This window comes from Spirosoma agri (genome assembly GCF_010747415.1).
Classification (GTDB): domain Bacteria; phylum Bacteroidota; class Bacteroidia; order Cytophagales; family Spirosomataceae; genus Spirosoma; species Spirosoma agri.
The window spans coordinates 2,793,229-2,810,961 of sequence record NZ_JAAGNZ010000001.1 but is presented as its reverse complement, the minus strand read 5'-3'; the positions used below and the strand labels follow the sequence as shown (position 1 = coordinate 2,810,961).

Here is a 17,733-nt window from a genome sequence, read left to right as displayed (position 1 = left end):
CAAAGATCATTCTCTGTGCCTGGACTGGCTCCGTAGATACTACTATTCACTGCTTAGTACTTATAGCGTCGCACTAGTCTGAGCGATATAGCGTAAAAACTCTTGCCGGGTGGCTTCTTCGGCAAATTTACCGCTGTATGATGCCGTAATAGTCGATGAGTTGACGTCGTGTACTCCCCGCGTCGATACGCACAGGTGCTTCGCATCAATCACAACCGCTACATCTTCGGTTTCGAGTACTTTTTTCAGTTCTTCGGCAATCTGTACCGTCAATCGTTCCTGAACCTGGGGCCGTTTGCTGAAATACTCCACAAATCGGTTCAGCTTCGACAGGCCGATCACTTTGCCGCTGGAGATATACGCAACATGGGCCTTCCCAATGATCGGCACAAAATGGTGTTCGCAATACGTCTGCACGAGAATATCCTTTTCAACGAGCATTTCGTTGTAGCGGAATTTATTATCGAACAGGGTCGGTGTCGGTTTATTTTCCGGATTTAGTCCCCGAAAAATTTCGTTCACGTACATTTTAGCCACGCGCCGGGGGGACCCTTTCAGACTATCGTCCGTCAGGTCGAGGCCCAGGATATTCATTATTTCCCGGAAATGCTCTTCGATCAAATCGACCTTCAGCTCATCGTCCAGATCAAACGCACCGGGACGCATGGGCGTATCAATCGACGATGAACCATGTGCATCACCCAGTTCATCGATTAACTCCTCGCTGTCCGCCGTAACGCCATAAGAAGCTTTACCATTGACGGGTAAGCCGTTCTGGAGGTTGCCATCAAGCGGGGTATTCGACGAAGTTCCGTTCAGTTTCATACAATCTGATTTTAAGCTCTAAGCCCTCGCTTAGCTGATTTCGTAAAATGGTATAGATAACGATGGCAATGTTTTCGGCCGAAGGGTTCAAATCCGCAAACTCTTCAGTGTCGAGGTTAAGATTTTTGTGGTCGAAGCGATCGGTAACGTGCTCTTTAATGAGATCGCCCAACTGCTTCATATCAATAACATACCCCGTTTCAGGATCGATCGGACCCGTAACCTGCACAATAAGGTCGTAATTGTGGCCGTGAAAATTAGGGTTGTTGCATTTGCCGTAAACGCGGGTATTTTTCTCGTCCGACCAGTTGGGATTGTTGAGACGGTGTGCCGCGTTGAAGTGTTCCTTGCGAAACACGGCAACCCGCGGGGCAGTGGCCCGTTGTGTATTCATAAAAAAAGAATCGAAACCAGGATTCGATCAACCTGTCGTTACAAAGTTTGTGTACAACACAGGCAGACGGCGGAGCGTGTAGCCAGTACGCTCCTCGGTGTGCAATACGGTTGCGTAACAGCGCGTTCTTTTTGTTTGTTCAATGTTTCTGATGAAAACCTAAACAAGAAAACGCAGCTACGATTCAGTAACACCTGTCAACACGGGAATGTTCCGCTCGTCCTTGCACGGAACCTGGCTGTGTGGTCATCCGTTCAAAGGCCATGAAACGATTACGAACCACCATGCTCACACTCCTACTTATTGTCGCCATCACCGCCGGAGCCATCTTACTGTTCATGCAACAAAGCCCCTTCGGCAGCGATCCGACCGCCACTCGATTGGAACGCATCCGGCATTCAAAGAATTACAAAGATGGCTTGTTTCAGAACCTGGAGAAGACAGCCGTGATGCGGGAAAACGCGTCCTACGTGAACATGCTGAACGATTACTTTCACAAAGATCCGCACAACACGCCACCCAGTCCACTGCCCTCCGTTAAAACGGATCTGAAAGCATTGCCCGATGACAAACCGGCCATTGTCTGGTTCGGGCACTCATCCTACCTGATCAAATCGAAGGGCACCACCGTTCTGATTGATCCGGTCTTTAGCGGCTACGCATCACCCGTCTCGTTTTTCGGTAAATCGTTTGCCGGTTCCGATGTCTACAGCGTCGATGACATGCCCGCCATTGATCTGCTAGTCATTTCGCACGACCACTACGACCACCTTGATTATAAGACCATTACCCAGCTAATCCCAAAGGTCAAGAAGTTCTATACCGGTCTTGGCGTAGGCGCTCACCTCGAACGATGGGGCGTTCCGGCCGATAAAATCGTTGAGTTCGACTGGAATGAAACACAGGCGGTATCGGATTCGATCAACCTGACGGCGGTTCCGGCCCGGCACTTTTCGGGTCGGCGTTTTACGCGGGGCAAAACGCTCTGGACCGCTTTCGTGCTTAAGCTGAATGGCTACGCCCTCTACCTGGGTGGCGATTCGGGCTATGGCACTCACTTTCAAGAAATTGGCGTAACCTACGGTCCGTTCGACGTGGCCGTGCTGGAATGTGGTCAATACGGGAAAGATTGGCCAAACATCCACATGTTTCCCGAAGAGGTAGTAACGGCGGCTCAAGACTTGCGGGCCAAGACAATTTTACCCGTGCACTGGGCCAAATTTTCCTTGGCGTATCATGCCTGGAACGAACCGATTCAGCGATTGCTCAAAAAAGCGCAGGAACAGGGTATGGACGTAACGACGCCCCGCATTGGCGAACCGGTCGTACTGAATTCATCGTATCCAAGGGCTGTGTGGTGGAATTTTTAAGTGCCGTGATTCGGACAGGAATTCTTATCTTTCCTGCCCGAATCAATTGCTTTCCTGCATGACTCTTACGCCTACCCGACGCCAGTTTATCCGTACGGCTGCTCTGACCGGAGCGACGGCCTCTATTTTTCCTTCGATACTAACCGGTGCGAAACCCGCTGCCCCTACGGTCAAGCTGGGCTTCATTGGCGTTGGCGCGCGGGGCCGCAGCCACGTTGAGCAGGCGCTCTACCGCGACGATGTCGTCATTCCGGCCATCTGCGACGTTGATCCGGACAGCATTGCCCGGACCAATGAGCTGTTCAGGAAAAAAGGGAAACCGCTGCCCGAGGCCTATTCGAAAGGCGACGAAGCCTTTTTGCAGATGCTCAAGCGCGATGACCTCGACGGAGTTGTGATATCTACGCCTTGGGAATGGCACGTACCAATGGCGGTAGCTACCATGAAGGCGGGTAAATACGCGGGTGTCGAAGTGTCGGCTACGGTTAAACTCAAAGAGTCGTGGGATCTGGTCGATACGTCCGAAAAAACGGGAATGCCCTGCATGATCATGGAAAATGTCTGCTACCGGCGCGATGTGCTGGCGGTGCTGAACATGATCCGTCAGGGACTATTTGGCGAAATGACCTATGCGCACTGCGGCTATCAGCACGACCTGCGTGGCATCAAATTCAATGACGGTAAGTCGATCAGTGGCGTTGGTGCCGAGTTCGGAGCAAAGGGTTATTCGGAAGCGCACTGGCGGACGCAGCATTCCGTTGATCGCAACGGCGATATTTACCCAACGCATGGCCTTGGTCCCGTTGCCCACTGGTTAAACATCAACCGGGGGAACCGATTCACGCATTTGACAGCAACTGCCACCAAAAGCCGGGGGCTGCATAAGTACGTAGTCGATAAAGGTGGGCCCAACCATCCCAACGCGAAGGTAAATTTCAAGCTCGGTGATGTCGTTACGACGGTGCTTCAGTGCGCAAATGGCGAAAATATCGTCATCATCCACGATACGAACTCTCCGCGTCCCTATTCGCTGGGCTTCCGGGCGCAGGGTACGCAGGGAATCTGGATGGATGATAACGACATGATCTACCTCGAAGGCGTAAGTCCCAAGGCCCACGCCTGGGAGCCTTTTGCCGCTTATCAGGAGAAATACGACCATCCGCTCTGGAAACGCCACGCCCAAACGGCTGAGAACGCCGGTCATGGGGGCATCGACTTTTTCGTGATGCGTGCCTTCATTGAGTCGATCAAAACCAAAACACCCCCACCCATCGATGTCTATGATGCCGCTGTCTGGAGCGCAATCAGCCCGCTATCGGAAGCCAGTATTGCCGGCGGTAGCAAACCCGTTGAAATTCCTGATTTTACGCGCGGCAAATGGAAGACGAACAAACCTATTTTTGGCCTTACCGACGAATTTTAGACAGCTTCCAGCGTAAGAAACCAATTTCTATTCTTAATTTGTAAAAAATTTTAAAATATAGCAACTACCGCTCTTTTAGCGCTTTTCATTAACTGCTGCCCATGACACCTACCGCAACACCTTCGCAGGTTCGTCCCAATTACACCATCCCTTTGCTCATCATCGGGGCTTTATTTTTCATTTTTGGCTTCGTAACCTGGGTCAACAGTGTGCTGATCGCTTTTTTCAAACAGGCGTTCAACCTCAGTACAGTCGGTTCGAATCTGGTTGCATTCGCGTTTTTCATTTCCTACACGCTCATGGCCATTCCATCGTCGGCGGTGTTGAAGAAAACGGGATTCAAGAATGGGATGTCGCTTGGTTTGCTGGTGATGGCAGTAGGAACGCTGATTTTTGTTCCGGCAGCGAAAGCCGTTTCCTACCCATTGTTTCTGGTCGGTCTTTTCCTGATCGGCATCGGCCTGACTGTGTTACAGACGGCATCTAATCCCTACGCTACGATTCTGGGTCCCCGCGAAAGTGCGGCTCAGCGTATCAGCTTTCTGGGAATTGCCAACAAACTGGCGGGTATCGTTAGCCAGTTTATCTTCGGGGGCCTTTTGTTGGCGGGTGGCAATGCCGTTTCGGGGGCTGCGTCGCTGGAGAAAGTGGTCTCGCCCTATTTGATCCTTACCGGTGTTCTGGTTGTTCTGGCGGGTCTGATTCGCTTTTCGAACCTTCCCGAAGTGTCCGAAGAGCAGGATGATGCGCCTGCCAATGCGACTAGCCGCACCAGCGTCGGGCAGTTTCCAAATCTGGTTCTGGGCGTTGCCGCTCTATTTTGCTACGTTGGTGCCGAAGTTATTGCCGGTGATACGATCATTAACTACGGTAAAGCAATCGGCTTTGATAATGAGGAAGCGAAGTACTTTACGACTTATACATTATATGGGCTGTTGGCGGGTTACGTATTGGGTATTGTCCTGATTCCACGGGTTATCTCTCAGCAAACCTCGCTGCGATTTGGTGCGGTCTACGGCTTGGTGCTGACCGTAGCAACCCTGGTAACAAGTGGCTTTACGTCGGTGCTTTGTGTAGCGTTGCTGGGTTTTGGCCTGGCTCCCATCTGGCCAGCCCTATGGCCGCTGGCGCTTAACGGGCTTGGCCGGTTCACGAAAATTGGGTCGGCCTTGCTGATCATGGGTATTTCGGGCGGTGCGCTGTTACCACTGCTGCACGGCTATCTGACAGACGCGATCAGCCCCAAAATGGCCTACGCAATGTTGTTACCGCTGTTCGGCTTCATTCTGTATTATGCCACTGTAGGCTACAAGAAGACCAGCTGGTAATGCCTACCGTTAATACCCAGTCTACTAACTCCTCAATAACCGCGTCAACGCCCGGACGAATTTGTCTGTTTGGCGAGCACCAGGATTACCTTGGTTTACCCGTCATTGCCGCGGCTATCTCGCGTCGCATTCGGGTTACGGCCAAACGCGTCGATACACCCGGCTTCCGGCTCGATCTGCCCGATATCAAAAAGACCGTCGCTATTCCCTTCGACGGTCTTCCACTTTCCTATCCAGACAGTCGGGATTATTTCCGCTCCGCCGTCAACGTGCTGCTCCGGAATGGTTTTCAGTTTTCAGCGGGTATCGAAGGCGACGTTCATGGAAACATACCGATCAATTCAGGAACGTCGAGCTCGTCAGCCTTACTCGTTACGTGGCTCCATGTACTCACACAACTCGCCGATGAACCGCGTTTGCTATCACAGGCCCAACTCGCGGAATTGGCGTACATAGCCGAAGTGCTCGAATTTGGCGAACCGGGCGGCATGATGGACCATTACTCAACAGCGGTCGGTGACGTAATTTATCTGGAATCGACTCCGGCAATTGCACTCCGCCAGTTTCATCCCGGTCTCGGCACATTCGTGTTAGGCGACTCGCAGGAACCGAAAGATACCATTGGTATTCTCAAACGGGTTAAGTTTGGTATGCTCGATAGTATGGCAAGGATTAACACCATTAACCCTACCTTTTCGTTGCACTATTCTTCGATCAACGAAGCAACTGAATTCAAAGATATTTTAACTAAGGATGAGTATATACTGCTGAAAGGTAATCTGGACAACCGGGATATTTTGCGCGAGGCACTGACGGTACTTGATACTTCTGGTAGTGCTATAGGCTCAATTGACCACACTCATTTCGGTAAACTCCTGACCGACCATCAGAACAATTTACGCGATGCCCAACGCATCAGCACGCCTAAGATTGACCGAATGCTCGACGCTGCCCTGAATGCGGGAGCGCTAGGGGGAAAAATCAATGGCTCAGGCGGAGGAGGATGCATGTTTGCCTACGCCCCCAACAATCCGGAGAACGTTGCCGAAGCCATCGAGCGCGAAGGGGGCAAAGCGTACATCATTACCGTTGCCCAAGGAACGACGCTCGCTATGTCGTAAGGAAAAATACCTTATCCCAAGCTACCGACTATCTTAGGGCTACGTTATCAAGAAGTGCGTTCGGGTTTAGATACGGCGTATCTAAACCCGAACGCACTTCTTCGTTTATTAACGACTCGTTATATTGGCGGCTCGCTGCGCGGGAAACCAGGACGTTAAAAACGTGACGACAATAACCAGCGCGCCGGTCAACGCAATATCGCTGATGTCGAGACGCACCGGATAGGCATCGATTATGGAGCTGACGGTGCCCATCCCAATGAATCCATAACGTTCCTGAGCCAGACAGATCAGGATACCCAGGAGCAAGCCCGTAAATGCGCCCGTTAGCGCAATAATTGCTCCTTCCGTCAGGAAAATCCGGCGTACCAAACTCGTTGTCGCGCCCATCGCGTAGAGAATTTTGATGTCCTCCTTTTTCTCGATAACCAGCATCGACAGGGTGAAGAAAATATTGATCGACGCCACCAAAATGATGAAAGCAAGCGTAATGGCGACTAATAGTTTTTCGATGCGAATCGTTCGGTAGAGATCAATGTTGAGGTCGTCGCGGCTCTGAACAAGTAACTCCTCACCGACTACGTCCTGTAAAGCCGCTTTCGCTGCGTTTTCGTTGACACCCGGCTCCAGCTGAATTTCAAGACTGGTCACCTCGTTAGGCGCGTAGCCAAACAAGGTCCGGGCCACATTGACGGGCACCAGCACGAAATTATCGTACTTCGACTCGATAAAAAATACGCCCGAAACGGTCAGTTTTTCCTGGTTGAACGCGTCCGGGTTGAGCACACTGAAGGTTTGTCCACTTTGCGGATACAGAACCTCTAATGGCGTGAGTATGTCGACCGCCGAAATGCTCAGATCATTCCGTACCCCATCCGCCACAATGGCGTAATTGACACCCCGGTCGCTTAGTTTCAATTTGCCTTCGAGCAGGGCTGAATCAAGCTGTTTCCGCTGTAAATAATTGTTGTCGACCCCTTTTAACCGGACAACGGTTTGCCCATTAGCGTAACGGGCCAGCGCGTTGTCCTGCGCCACCGCCGTCAGCAGGCTTACCCCCTTCGTTTGACGCAGACGCGTCAGTAATTCGGGTGGTGCAGCAAATCGTTTCCCTTGCCTGGGTGAAACGGTCATATCGGCTTCGAAGGTCTTGAAAATCTTCCGATTCAGCTCGTCCATGCCGTTAAATACAGATAAGACAACGACCAGCGCCATCGTGCCAACGCCGACGCCGAGCATAGACAGAATCGAAAGCCAGCTGATGAAACTGCGCTTCTTCCGCGAAAAAAAATACCGTCGGGCAATCCAGGTAGAAAGGTTCATGAAATAGGGGTGAATGAGAGAATTGGTGAATTGGGATCATTCCCAATTCACTCGTTTACACATCGCTCATTCGTTGTCGTCGTCCTCAGCCGGAGCGGGCGGAATCTCGAGACCAGCGAACAGTTTGTCCATTTTGTCCGCGTAATCGGCCGTATCGTCCAGAAAGAACTGAAGTTCAGGAACGATACGGAGCTGATGCCGGACCCGGTCGCCGAGGTGTTGCCGCAGCACTTTTCCTTTCTCCAGAATGCTTTCCAGAAGCAGTTGTCGATTTTTAGTGGCCAGAAAGCTCAGATATACGCGAGCTACACTCAGATCGGGCGATACACGCACGCTCGTAACCGTAATAAAGGCCCCGTTGAATAAATGCGGCACATCACGCTGAAAAATTTCGCTTAAATCCCGCTGTAGCTGCCGGGCTACTTTTTGTTGTCGTTTCGATTCCATAATTTCTTCCCTGGGTATTAGTTGAACGGAAGATTGCCTGACTTGTTTTCCATTCGCCCGAAGTCTCGTTGGTTGTGAATTCTTGACCTAAACGAGTCCGTCAGGTAATTCCCTGTCCGCAAATATCCACACCTTTTTCGGTTCTGCCGAAATTGACCGTAAATTCGCAGGAACAGTTTGATTCGAATGCTGTCAGAAAGCACCGATTTTTTCCTGAACGTACCGATCTACTGTCCCAGCAACCTACTGACTAATCAACTATTTTGTTACGTTTTTTTCGTTCTTATTACCCCTATCAATACGTAAGCCTGCTTGGGCTGCTGCTGTTGATTCGTCTGCCGCTGTTACTGCATCCGTTTCCGATGCTCATTCCCGAGCTGAACTGGATGCTGATCGGCGAGCAGATCAGCGAGGGGAATCTGCTTTACCGCGACATCTGGGATAGCATCAGTCCGCTGTCCGCCGTGGTTTACTGGGGTTTGCACAGTCTGTTCGGTCGCTCTACGCTATCGCTGCACATAGCCGCCACCGTCGTGTCGGTGTTTCAGATCGTCTATTTCAATTACCTGACCAATAACCGCGATGTCTACTCCGACCGAACGTTCTGGCCGGGGCTGATCTATATGTTGTTCCTGCACCTCTCCTTCGATTGTCTGACGCTCTCGCCGGTGCTGATGTCAACGAGTTTTCTGCTGCTCGCGTTCGGAACGCTCATCAAGCAGATGGAGCGCCGGGGTGCCACCGATGAAGTGTTCGAGGTTGGTTTTTACATCGGGATTGCGGCTCTGTTTTACCTGCCATCGGCCTTGTTTGTCATTTGGGCCACGTTGTCCTTGCTTTTTTACACGGGAACAAGTTTTCGGCAGCATTCGCTGACGTTGTTCGGGTTTTTATTTCCGATCGCGGCTACCGTCCTGTTTTACTACCTCAACAACAGCCTGGACGACTTTAACCGCAATCTCTTGTCGTCCGTATTCCGGGTCCGGCAATATTCGCTTTCCGACTTTCAGTCGCTCTTTGCTTCGCTGTTCATTCCGCTGGGGCTGGGTGTTCTGGGCTTCCTTAGCTTGTTTCGAAGTACCAGCCGATACGTAAATTTTCAGCAGCGGGTTCAGCAGATCATGATGCTCTGGTTTGTCATTGCGGTTCTAACCATTGCGCTTGTGCCGTTTCTGGCCCCCATGTCATTTCTGAGCTTCGTGCCCCCGATGGCCTATTTCACGCTGTATTATTTTGAAAACCTGCGAAAAGCATGGCTGGCCGAACTCGGGTTTTCGGTGGCGTTCGGGCTGATCCTGCTGTTATTCTATCAGGGGCTACTGGGGCTGATTCCGGGTGCGGAACTGGGCCGACTGACCAGTTTGCAGGTACGAGCGTCTCCCCTTCCCGATGCTATTCGGGATCGTCATATTCTGATTATCGGTGAAGATTTGAGCGCCTACCGGCAAAATCGCCCGGCAACACCCTACCTCAATTGGGATTTGGCGAAGTATGACCTGAAGAATCTCGATAATTATGAATCCGTCATCAACGTGTTCGATCACTTCCGCAAAGACCCGCCCGACTACATCATTGACCGGGAGAACGTGGTCGATAAACTATTCCAGCGCGCTCCGGCTCTGGGCACCTGGTATGAAAAAACGGCGACAGCGGGCGTATACAAACGAAAGTGACGGTCCAATGCTTGTAGTCCCCACCATCTAACCCTAACAAGTACTCCCCATGCCCGCCCAATCCTTCACCAACAAACGTACGAATCTGTACATTTTCCTGAGTGCGGTTTTCCTGACGAACGCGCTGATCGCCGAGATCATTGGGGTTAAAATTTTTTCGGTGGAGACGCTCCTTGGCACCAAACCGGCCCAGATTCACCTGTTCGGTGACTTTATTCTGGATTTCAATCTGACGGCAGGGGCCGTTATCTGGCCGTTTGTCTTTATCACGTCCGACATCATCAATGAGTATTTTGGTAAGGCGGGCGTCCGGCGCATTTCCTTCCTGACGGCTGGATTTGTCGGGTACAGCTTTCTGATCATTTACGCGGTGACAACCCTGCCACCGGCGCAATTCTGGCTCGATGTGAATGCCAAAGACGGAGCCGGTAATGCGATCAACATCAACAATGCCTTCCAGATGATTTTCCGGCAGGGCCTGGGGATCATCATCGGTTCGCTGACCGCTTTTCTGGTCGGTCAGATTCTGGATGTCTACGTCTTTCACTCCCTGCGGAAGATCACCGGCAGTCAAAAGATCTGGTTGCGGGCGACCGGCTCAACGCTCGTCTCGCAGCTGATCGACTCCTTCGTTGTGTTGGGCATTGCCTTCTACGTTTTCGGAAACTGGTCGTTGACGCAGGTGCTGGCCGTGGGCATCATCAACTACATGTACAAAGCGACTTCGGCCATTGTGCTGACGCCCTTGCTTTACGTAGCGCATTACTTTATTGATCGCTACCTCGGGAAGGAACACGCCGAAGAACTGGCTAATGAATCGGCCATGAGTTCGTTTATGTAACGTTCCTACGCCAGTTGTCGAGCAACACAGCCGTAGCAATCCCCACATTCAACGACTCGGCACCGCCGTAACTCGGGATCGTTACGCGCTGCGAGACAAACCGTTCCACCGCCGGGCCAATGCCGTTCGATTCGTTTCCCATGACCAGATAGCCCGCTTTCCCGAAGGGTAGCGTATGCACGTCCGTACCGTTCAGAAAGGCCCCGTATACGGATAGCCCAGCAGCCGATTCGCCCAAAAACTTTGCAATGTCGCCGTACCACCAGTTTACGCGGGTAAAGGAACCCTTACTGGCAGAAATCACTTTGGGATTATACACATCAGCCGTCGTTTCGGAGCACAGAATCTTGCGAACGCCATACCAGTCGGCAATGCGGAGAATGGTGCCCAGATTGCCGGGGTCGCGGATATCGTCTAAAATCAGGGCGATTTCGTCCGGGTCAGCCAATAGCGGCTGGTTTTCTTTCGTTCTCACAACAGCCAGCGCAGCGTTGTTGCTTTCCAGCGTTCCGGCCCGTCCCAGGTCGGCCACAGAAGCGATTTCGACGGGCGTTTGTTGGCGGTCTGTCAGCCGAATGTTTTCTTTGTAGAATGCGTCAGTCGCCACGAGCAGTTCGACCTGAAAATCAGATTGTAGCACTTCCTGAACGCTCTTGGCCCCTTCGACCAGAAAAGCGCCATACTGCTGACGGTACTTTTTCTGATGCAGCGACTGAATGTATTTGATTTGATTTTTGGAAAGCATGAAAAAAATAGATGATGTATTCGGTATGAAGTGTGACAGGCTTCGTCGCTACGCATCTTATTTCACCCCCTATCGATCCGTACTGAGCGTCTTTATGCTGTCGGTTACCTTGTCGGGCTGCCTAAGTTCCAAACGCTTACAAAGTGATAAATACCTGCTTACGGCACAGACGGTAAAGGGAAACAACGCCATTACACGCGAACAGTTCGAAAGCCTGATTCCCCAAAAACCCAACCGCCGAATTCTGGGCTTACCCATTACGCTACCCCTCTGGTTTTATCAATTGGGGCTACGCACGTACAACCGCGACGCTGTATTGCGGGAGCTGGAAGCCAAAACTAACGAATTTGAGCAGCAAAGCCAGCAACTGGCCAATCAACCCAACGCCTTAAAGAAACTCAACCGGCGATTTAGCCGCAAAGCAAAAAACCTTCGTCAGGAAGCCGAAGAAGGCAACTGGCTGATGCGCAACCTCGGCGAACCGCCCGCCTACTTTGCCGAACGGGACGCACAGGCCAATGCCGCCAAGATGCAGAAGTATCTGTCGGACAAAGGGTTCTTTCACGGTCGGGCATCCTACAGGCTTGATACCCTTCGCCGGAGCCAGATCCGCGTGAACTACCTGATTACCGAAAATGCCGGTTTTTACCTGCGTACGATCAAGTACGAAATCGCCGATCCACGCGTCGATTCCATCGTGCGCAGCTCGCTCAATGTCTCAAAACTTAAGCTGGGCGACCGCTTCGACCTTGACAATATTTCGGGCGAAAAAATACGCATCGAATCCCTGTTACGTGACCGGGGCTACTACACATTTTCGCGCCAGTATATTCCGGTCACCGATCTGGACACCACGCGTCGCGGTGTCGAGCGACTGCCGACTGCCGACACCTTGCGCAGAAAAATAGACGTTTATCTCAAGATTCTGAATCCACCAGGCCAGTCCGAACACCCGGTTTACCGTATTGGCGATGTGGAAGTACGCATCAGCCCCGATGAACTCCAGCCAGCCATAGCGCAAACGGCACTCGACACGGTTAGCCAGAACGGCGTTACCTATCTGCTCGGTGGCCGGAATATTTCGTCCCGAATCCTGGATAACAAGATCAGGACGCGTCCCGGTGCCTTGTACAGCCAGACGGATTATCGGGAAACGCAACGGTCGTTGTTTTTGCTGAACCAGTTCAAATTCGTTAACCTGAACTTCACCGACACCACGAATCGGCGCTTGCGGACGCTCATCACCGCCACACCGCTGGACAAATACGAAGCAACGGCAGAGAGTGGCGTAACGGTTCTGTATCAGGGGCAGGGCTACCCCGGCGGATTTGGGAACCTGACCTTTCGGGTGCGCAACCTGTTCGGTGGGTTGGAAACGTTTGAGACCAGCCTACGCTATGGTATCGAAGCGCAGACGGGTTTTGTCATCGACCCAAATTCCCCTCGTAGTGTTTACAAATCGCAAGAGTTAGGGATCAGTACGTCCTTAATTTTTCCGCAAATTCTTTTTCCGGGTAAACTCCGGTTTCGGTTTAACCAGTATAATCCCCGAACCCAAATCAGTTTAGGCTATTCGAACTCCATCCGCCCCGACTACCAACGCTCAACCCTTCGGGCTACGACCGCTTACAACTGGCAGATTTCCCCTACAAAGCAGTTCAGTTTTCTAATTGCCGATATCAACCTGATCAATGCGGGTAATGGCACGAACAGTACGATTAGCAATGCCTTTTATTCGCAGCTTGATTCGCTGACAGAGCAGGGAAACACAATCTACCTTGGTTTCAGACGATCATTTGCCTCTGGAATCAGTTTGGCCTACACCCACAATACAAATACCGTCGGGCAAAATCGACGGGCTAATTTCCTGCGTACGGTCGTCGAATCAGGTGGAACCACGCTGAACTTCTTTTCCAACGATCAATTGCGGAAGATTTTCAGTCTGAACGGCACTATGGGCAGTACGGGTTTACAGTACTACAAATACGTTCGCTTAAACGTCGACTACCGGCATTATCTCCCGATTCGTACGCGTACAACACTGGCTTTCCGCGTCAATACGGGTCTGGCTTACGGTTACGGCCCTGACAATGGCGTTCCGTACGAAAAACTGTTCTTCGCGGGCGGGAGCAACAGTGTACGAGCCTGGTTACCGCGTCGGTTAGGTCCCGGATCGGCGTTCCCTTTTTCCGGAACAACGAATCAGGTAGCGATAACGAAGGAAGGCCAGTTCGTTTATCTCTTTGAACAGCCCGGTAACATCCTGTTGGAAGGTTCCGCCGAGCTGCGCGGTCGGCTTTTCCATCTCTTCGCCGATGTGAACGGAGCCGTTTTTATTGACGCGGGAAACGTCTGGACGACTAAAGATGACACGCGTCGTACGGGCGAAAACTTTCAGTTCAGTACCTTTTTTCCGCAAATTGCCGTTGGTACGGGCGTTGGGCTGCGGTTCGATTTTTCATTCTTCGTCATTCGCTTCGACGGTGGCATCAAGGTCTGGGACCCGGCCCGGCAATTTTTTAGCGAAACTGATGGCAAAGTTGTGGATCAGCGATTCATTCTGCCCAAGTTCTCGCTGAAACAACTGTCGAGTGGCCCCAATCCGCTGGTCATCAATTTTGGTATCGGTTATCCTTTCTGATGACCACCCGTCCCGCTTTAACAGATTTTAACGGCGGAATCCTGACAAAATGACAGCATCATTTATCCTTTCTTCGTAATTTTACGGCTTAGTTGATGCGGTAAGAAGTACACGTTTCCCGTATTTCTGCTGGCAGGGTTGCCAACACACTGACTTATTGACGATTATGACGCTTATTCCTGAATTGACGATATTACAGCCTGCCGACAAGGAAGCCATTGACCTGCCTCGTACTTCAGAGGATGAGCTGGCCGTAGGCAAAAAGAAACTCTATATCGAAAGTTACGGTTGCCAGATGAATTTCGCGGATAGTGAGATCGTGGCCGCCGTGATGCGTAATGCCGGTTTTGCAACCACCTCAACGGCCGAAGAGGCTGATCTTATTTTTCTTAATACCTGTGCCATTCGGGAAAACGCCGAGCAAAAGGTCCGTCACCGGCTCAAACACCTGGTCGGATTGAAACGGCTGAAACCAGAACTGCTGGTCGGTATGCTCGGCTGCATGGCCGAACGACTGAAAACCAAGCTACTGGAAGAAGAAAAAGTGATCGATATTGTGGCGGGTCCGGATGCCTACCGCGATATTCCGAAGTTGGTTGAAGAAGCCGGATCGGGCCAGAAAGCCGTCAACGTTTTTCTTTCCCGCGAAGAGACGTATGCCGATATTTCGCCGATTCGCCTGAATTCCAATGGGGTTACAGCATTCGTGTCGATCATGCGCGGCTGCGACAACATGTGCAGCTTCTGCGTGGTCCCCTTCACGCGGGGCCGGGAACGCAGTCGCGATCCGCACAGCATCGTCCGCGAAGCCCAGGACCTTTTCGACCGGGGTTACCGCGAAGTGACGCTGCTGGGGCAGAACGTCGATTCGTACAAATGGCGTGACGAGTCACTGACGACCAGCCAGACGGAAGCCGCAACGGCTGGCTCCGCACTCTCCACGACAACATTTGCGGATCTGCTCGAAACCGTTGCTCGCATACATCCCGATCTGCGCATTCGCTTCTCGACATCCCATCCCAAGGACATTACGGACGATGTGCTGCACACGATGGCGAAGTACGACAACATCTGCAAATACATCCACCTACCGGCTCAAAGTGGTAACAGCCGCGTGCTGAAGATCATGAACCGGACCTACGACCGGCCTTGGTATATCGATCGAATTGACCGTATCCGGGCGATTTTGGGCGACGATTGTGGTATCTCTACCGATATGATTTCGGGCTTCTGTTCCGAGACCGAAGAAGAGCATCAGGAATCGCTGTCGTTGATGGATTATGTGCAGTACGACTACGCCTACATGTTCGCTTATTCGGAGCGGCCCGGCACGCTAGCAGCCAAGAAATACCCCGACGACATCCCCGAAGAGGTTAAAAAGCGTCGGTTAAGTGAGATCATCGCCAAACAGCAGTACTACTCGGCAGCGCGTAACCAGCGGCATATCGGACAGGTGCTACGGGTATTGATCGAAGGAAATTCCAAGCGTTCGGATGAGTTTCTGTCTGGCCGTAGTGACCAGAACAAACTAGTCGTTTTCCCCAAAGGAAACCTTCAGAAAGGCCAGTATGTCAATGTGTTGATAACCGAATGTTCGTCGGCAACACTACGCGGTGAGGTCGTTTAATTTATGGATATTCAAGAAATTCAAAGCGTCAAACAACGCTTCGGTATCATTGGGAATGCGCCTGCGCTCAACTACGCTATCAACGTAGCCATGCAGGTTGCCGCTACCGACCTGACCGTGCTCATTACGGGCGAGAGTGGTAGTGGTAAAGAATCCTTTTCCAAGATCATTCATAGCCTGAGCGCCCGCAAGCATGGCCAGTTCATTGCCATCAACTGCGGGGCCATTCCGGAAGGAACCATCGACTCCGAACTGTTTGGCCACGAGAAGGGCTCTTTTACGGGGGCTGTCGATTCGCGGAAAGGTTACTTCGAGACGACGAATGGCGGCACCATTTTTCTGGACGAAATCGGGGAAATGCCCCTGGGCACCCAGGCTCGTTTGCTGCGGGTACTGGAAAACGGGGAGTTTATTCGGGTCGGTTCGTCCAAGACCCAGAAAACCGATGTGCGCGTGGTAGCCGCTACCAACGTCAATTTGATGGATGCCGTCGATAAAGGAAATTTCCGGGAAGACCTGTACTACCGGCTCAATACCGTGCCGATTTATGTTCCACCTCTGCGCGAACGGGGCACCGATATCGAACTGCTGTTTCGCAAGTTTACCACTGATTTCTCGGAACGTTACCGGATCAAACCGCTCCAACTAACCGAGGGAGCCAAGCAAGTGCTGATGAGTTATCCGTTTCCGGGTAATATCCGTCAGTTGAAAAATATCGCCGAGCAGGTATCCATTCTCGAATCAGAACAGAACAAGCCGATCGAGACCGAAACGCTGACGCGCTACCTACCGCAACAGCAGCCCAGCAACCGGAGTCTGGCCTTATTTCCACAGACGAATGGTGGCACGAACGGGGAAAATTTTTCGGAGCGCGAACTGCTGTACAAAGTACTGTTCGACATGCGCCGGGATGTAAATGATCTTAAGAAGCTCGTTCGCGATGTGTTGGGCGATGAACAGGATGGCCGGCAGATTCTGAACAATCACAAAGATCTGTTCGACTCGATTCAACCGGACGGCGATCATCCGCCGGTCGATACCAACATTACCCGGTTTCTGCCAGCACCAAACGGTACGGGTCGTCCAGAAAATCCACCGCCCTCCGAGACGTATAACAGCCATCCGCCCGTGCAGATTTTCGACGATGTGGCGCATGACATCAACGATGTGACTGTGGAGGATGTAACCCACGAAACGGAAGAAGATGATTCGCTCTCGCTCGAACGGCAGGAGAAGGAAATGATTTTAAAAGCGTTACGGCGAAACAACAATAAACGTAAATACGCAGCGCAGGCACTTGGTATCTCTGAACGGACGTTATACCGGAAAATTAAGCAGTATGAAATTGATGAAGAATAAACGTCAAGCAACAGCAATCCACCAACAGGCGACGGCAGGTCCATTCCAGCTACCTGTCAGGCAGCTGCTCGGTTTCCTGCTGGTGGTTAGTTGCTCACTGCTCACGGCTTCCTGTGGCGTCTATTCATTTACCGGAACAACACTTTCGCCCGATATCAAGAGTGTCACGGTCAATAACTTCGTCCTGGCAACGGCTGGCGGACCGGCCAATCTACCGCTGACGTTTAATGAACGACTTAAGGAATATTACCAGCGGTATACCAATCTAAAAGTTGTTCCTAACAATGGCGATATGGTACTGGAAGGCAATATTACCGGCTACGACCTACTGGCGGTGGCCCCAACCGCACAGGATCAGGCGGGCGTTAACCGGCTACAGATCACCGTTCTAGCTCGTTTTTATAATAACAAAGACGAGAGCAAAAACTTCGAGCAGTCATTCTCTTTTTATCAGGATTTTCCGCAGAACCAGACACTCAGCCAAAACGAAAGCCGTCTGGTGCCTAAAATCCTGGATCAGATCGTTTTAGACATTTTCAACAAGACGGCTGCCGATTGGTAGATAGCCGTACTTGCTCTGAATTTTTAATGACGGATACGTTATCAATCAGGCAAG

General features: G+C 51.6%; 15 protein-coding genes. 10 read left to right on the top strand and 5 right to left on the bottom strand.

The features are described 5' to 3' along the window. Positions 1–60: 60 nt before the first annotated feature. Together folE and GK091_RS11640 are read right to left on the bottom strand one after the other, a co-directional pair. A complete protein-coding gene (gene folE, locus GK091_RS11645; RefSeq protein WP_164037721.1) occupies positions 61–825 on the bottom strand; it encodes a GTP cyclohydrolase I FolE in 765 nt (254 codons plus the stop codon). Continuing rightward, the gene (locus GK091_RS11640) at positions 788–1,219 is read right to left on the bottom strand and encodes a 6-pyruvoyl trahydropterin synthase family protein (protein ID WP_164037719.1); all 432 of its coding nucleotides are present in this window, start codon (positions 1,217–1,219) and stop codon (positions 788–790) included. The genes folE and GK091_RS11640 overlap by 38 nt, the downstream gene beginning before the upstream one ends. A gap of 284 nt (positions 1,220–1,503) precedes the next feature. On the opposite strand from GK091_RS11640, the gene GK091_RS11635 reads away from it, so the two are divergent. The 4 genes from GK091_RS11635 (at position 1,504) to GK091_RS11620 (ending at position 6,461) form a co-directional block, all read left to right on the top strand. Then, positions 1,504–2,589 carry an MBL fold metallo-hydrolase gene (locus GK091_RS11635; RefSeq protein ID WP_246202210.1) on the top strand — a complete coding sequence of 362 codons (1,086 nt, stop codon included), beginning with the start codon at positions 1,504–1,506 and terminating at the stop codon, positions 2,587–2,589. A 58-nt stretch (positions 2,590–2,647) separates the two neighbouring features. Beyond that, positions 2,648–4,012 carry a Gfo/Idh/MocA family protein gene (locus GK091_RS11630; protein ID WP_164037712.1) on the top strand — a complete coding sequence of 455 codons (1,365 nt, stop codon included), beginning with the start codon at positions 2,648–2,650 and terminating at the stop codon, positions 4,010–4,012. 101 nt (positions 4,013–4,113) lie between these two features. After that, positions 4,114–5,340: a sugar MFS transporter gene (locus GK091_RS11625; protein WP_164037709.1), complete on the top strand. Its 1,227-nt coding sequence runs from the start codon at positions 4,114–4,116 to the stop codon at positions 5,338–5,340. Further along, complete coding sequence (locus GK091_RS11620; protein WP_164037706.1) at positions 5,340–6,461, top strand: mevalonate kinase family protein; 1,122 nt, start codon at positions 5,340–5,342, stop codon at positions 6,459–6,461. Before GK091_RS11625 ends, GK091_RS11620 begins: the two co-directional genes overlap by 1 nt. Before the next feature lie 108 nt (positions 6,462–6,569). On the opposite strand, the gene GK091_RS11615 is transcribed toward GK091_RS11620, so the two are convergent. Beyond that, positions 6,570–7,784, bottom strand: a complete 1,215-nt coding sequence (locus tag GK091_RS11615; RefSeq protein WP_164037704.1) for an ABC transporter permease — start codon at positions 7,782–7,784, stop codon at positions 6,570–6,572. A gap of 66 nt (positions 7,785–7,850) precedes the next feature. Next, on the bottom strand, positions 7,851–8,231 hold the full coding sequence (gene rbfA, locus GK091_RS11610) for a 30S ribosome-binding factor RbfA (protein ID WP_164037701.1): 381 nt from the start codon (positions 8,229–8,231) through the stop codon (positions 7,851–7,853). A 263-nt stretch (positions 8,232–8,494) separates the two neighbouring features. Here rbfA and GK091_RS11605 point away from each other — a divergent pair, with 263 nt between their 5' ends. Then, positions 8,495–9,904 carry a hypothetical protein gene (locus GK091_RS11605; RefSeq protein ID WP_164037698.1) on the top strand — a complete coding sequence of 470 codons (1,410 nt, stop codon included), beginning with the start codon at positions 8,495–8,497 and terminating at the stop codon, positions 9,902–9,904. A 49-nt stretch (positions 9,905–9,953) separates the two neighbouring features. Beyond that, a complete protein-coding gene (locus GK091_RS11600; protein ID WP_164037693.1) occupies positions 9,954–10,745 on the top strand; it encodes a queuosine precursor transporter in 792 nt (263 codons plus the stop codon). On the opposite strand, the gene GK091_RS11595 is transcribed toward GK091_RS11600, so the two are convergent. Further along, positions 10,738–11,490, bottom strand: coding sequence for a TrmH family RNA methyltransferase (locus GK091_RS11595; RefSeq protein ID WP_164037690.1), 753 nt, complete (start codon positions 11,488–11,490; stop codon positions 10,738–10,740). The two genes, GK091_RS11600 and GK091_RS11595, sit on opposite strands and share 8 nt — an antisense overlap. On the opposite strand from GK091_RS11595, the gene tamL reads away from it, so the two are divergent. The 4 genes from tamL to lptE all read left to right on the top strand — a co-directional run bounded on the left by tamL (position 11,489) and on the right by lptE (position 17,679). Then, positions 11,489–14,131, top strand: a complete 2,643-nt coding sequence (gene tamL / locus GK091_RS11590; RefSeq protein WP_317166295.1) for a translocation and assembly module lipoprotein TamL — start codon at positions 11,489–11,491, stop codon at positions 14,129–14,131. The two genes, GK091_RS11595 and tamL, sit on opposite strands and share 2 nt — an antisense overlap. A 166-nt stretch (positions 14,132–14,297) precedes the next feature. Next, positions 14,298–15,758: a tRNA (N6-isopentenyl adenosine(37)-C2)-methylthiotransferase MiaB gene (miaB, locus tag GK091_RS11585; protein ID WP_164037685.1), complete on the top strand. Its 1,461-nt coding sequence runs from the start codon at positions 14,298–14,300 to the stop codon at positions 15,756–15,758. Between the two features lie 3 nt (positions 15,759–15,761). After that, entirely contained in the window at positions 15,762–17,117 is a 1,356-nt protein-coding gene (locus tag GK091_RS11580; protein WP_164037681.1) for a sigma-54 interaction domain-containing protein, read from the top strand. Beyond that, complete coding sequence (gene lptE / locus GK091_RS11575; protein ID WP_246202209.1) at positions 17,107–17,679, top strand: LPS assembly lipoprotein LptE; 573 nt, start codon at positions 17,107–17,109, stop codon at positions 17,677–17,679. The genes GK091_RS11580 and lptE overlap by 11 nt, the downstream gene beginning before the upstream one ends. Positions 17,680–17,733: the final 54 nt, after the last annotated feature.

Coding starts and splice junctions, on each gene's coding strand:
- folE (WP_164037721.1), bottom strand. CDS start 825: ATGAAACTGAACGGAACTTCGTCGAATACCCCGCTTGATGGCAACCTC.
- GK091_RS11640 (WP_164037719.1), bottom strand. CDS start 1,219: ATGAATACACAACGGGCCACTGCCCCGCGGGTTGCCGTGTTTCGCAAG.
- GK091_RS11635 (WP_246202210.1), top strand. CDS start 1,504: ATGCTCACACTCCTACTTATTGTCGCCATCACCGCCGGAGCCATCTTA.
- GK091_RS11630 (WP_164037712.1), top strand. CDS start 2,648: ATGACTCTTACGCCTACCCGACGCCAGTTTATCCGTACGGCTGCTCTG.
- GK091_RS11625 (WP_164037709.1), top strand. CDS start 4,114: ATGACACCTACCGCAACACCTTCGCAGGTTCGTCCCAATTACACCATC.
- GK091_RS11620 (WP_164037706.1), top strand. CDS start 5,340: ATGCCTACCGTTAATACCCAGTCTACTAACTCCTCAATAACCGCGTCA.
- GK091_RS11615 (WP_164037704.1), bottom strand. CDS start 7,784: ATGAACCTTTCTACCTGGATTGCCCGACGGTATTTTTTTTCGCGGAAG.
- rbfA (WP_164037701.1), bottom strand. CDS start 8,231: ATGGAATCGAAACGACAACAAAAAGTAGCCCGGCAGCTACAGCGGGAT.
- GK091_RS11600 (WP_164037693.1), top strand. CDS start 9,954: ATGCCCGCCCAATCCTTCACCAACAAACGTACGAATCTGTACATTTTC.
- tamL (WP_317166295.1), top strand. CDS start 11,489: ATGAAAAAAATAGATGATGTATTCGGTATGAAGTGTGACAGGCTTCGT.
- GK091_RS11595 (WP_164037690.1), bottom strand. CDS start 11,490: ATGCTTTCCAAAAATCAAATCAAATACATTCAGTCGCTGCATCAGAAA.
- miaB (WP_164037685.1), top strand. CDS start 14,298: ATGACGCTTATTCCTGAATTGACGATATTACAGCCTGCCGACAAGGAA.
- GK091_RS11580 (WP_164037681.1), top strand. CDS start 15,762: ATGGATATTCAAGAAATTCAAAGCGTCAAACAACGCTTCGGTATCATT.
- lptE (WP_246202209.1), top strand. CDS start 17,107: ATGAAGAATAAACGTCAAGCAACAGCAATCCACCAACAGGCGACGGCA.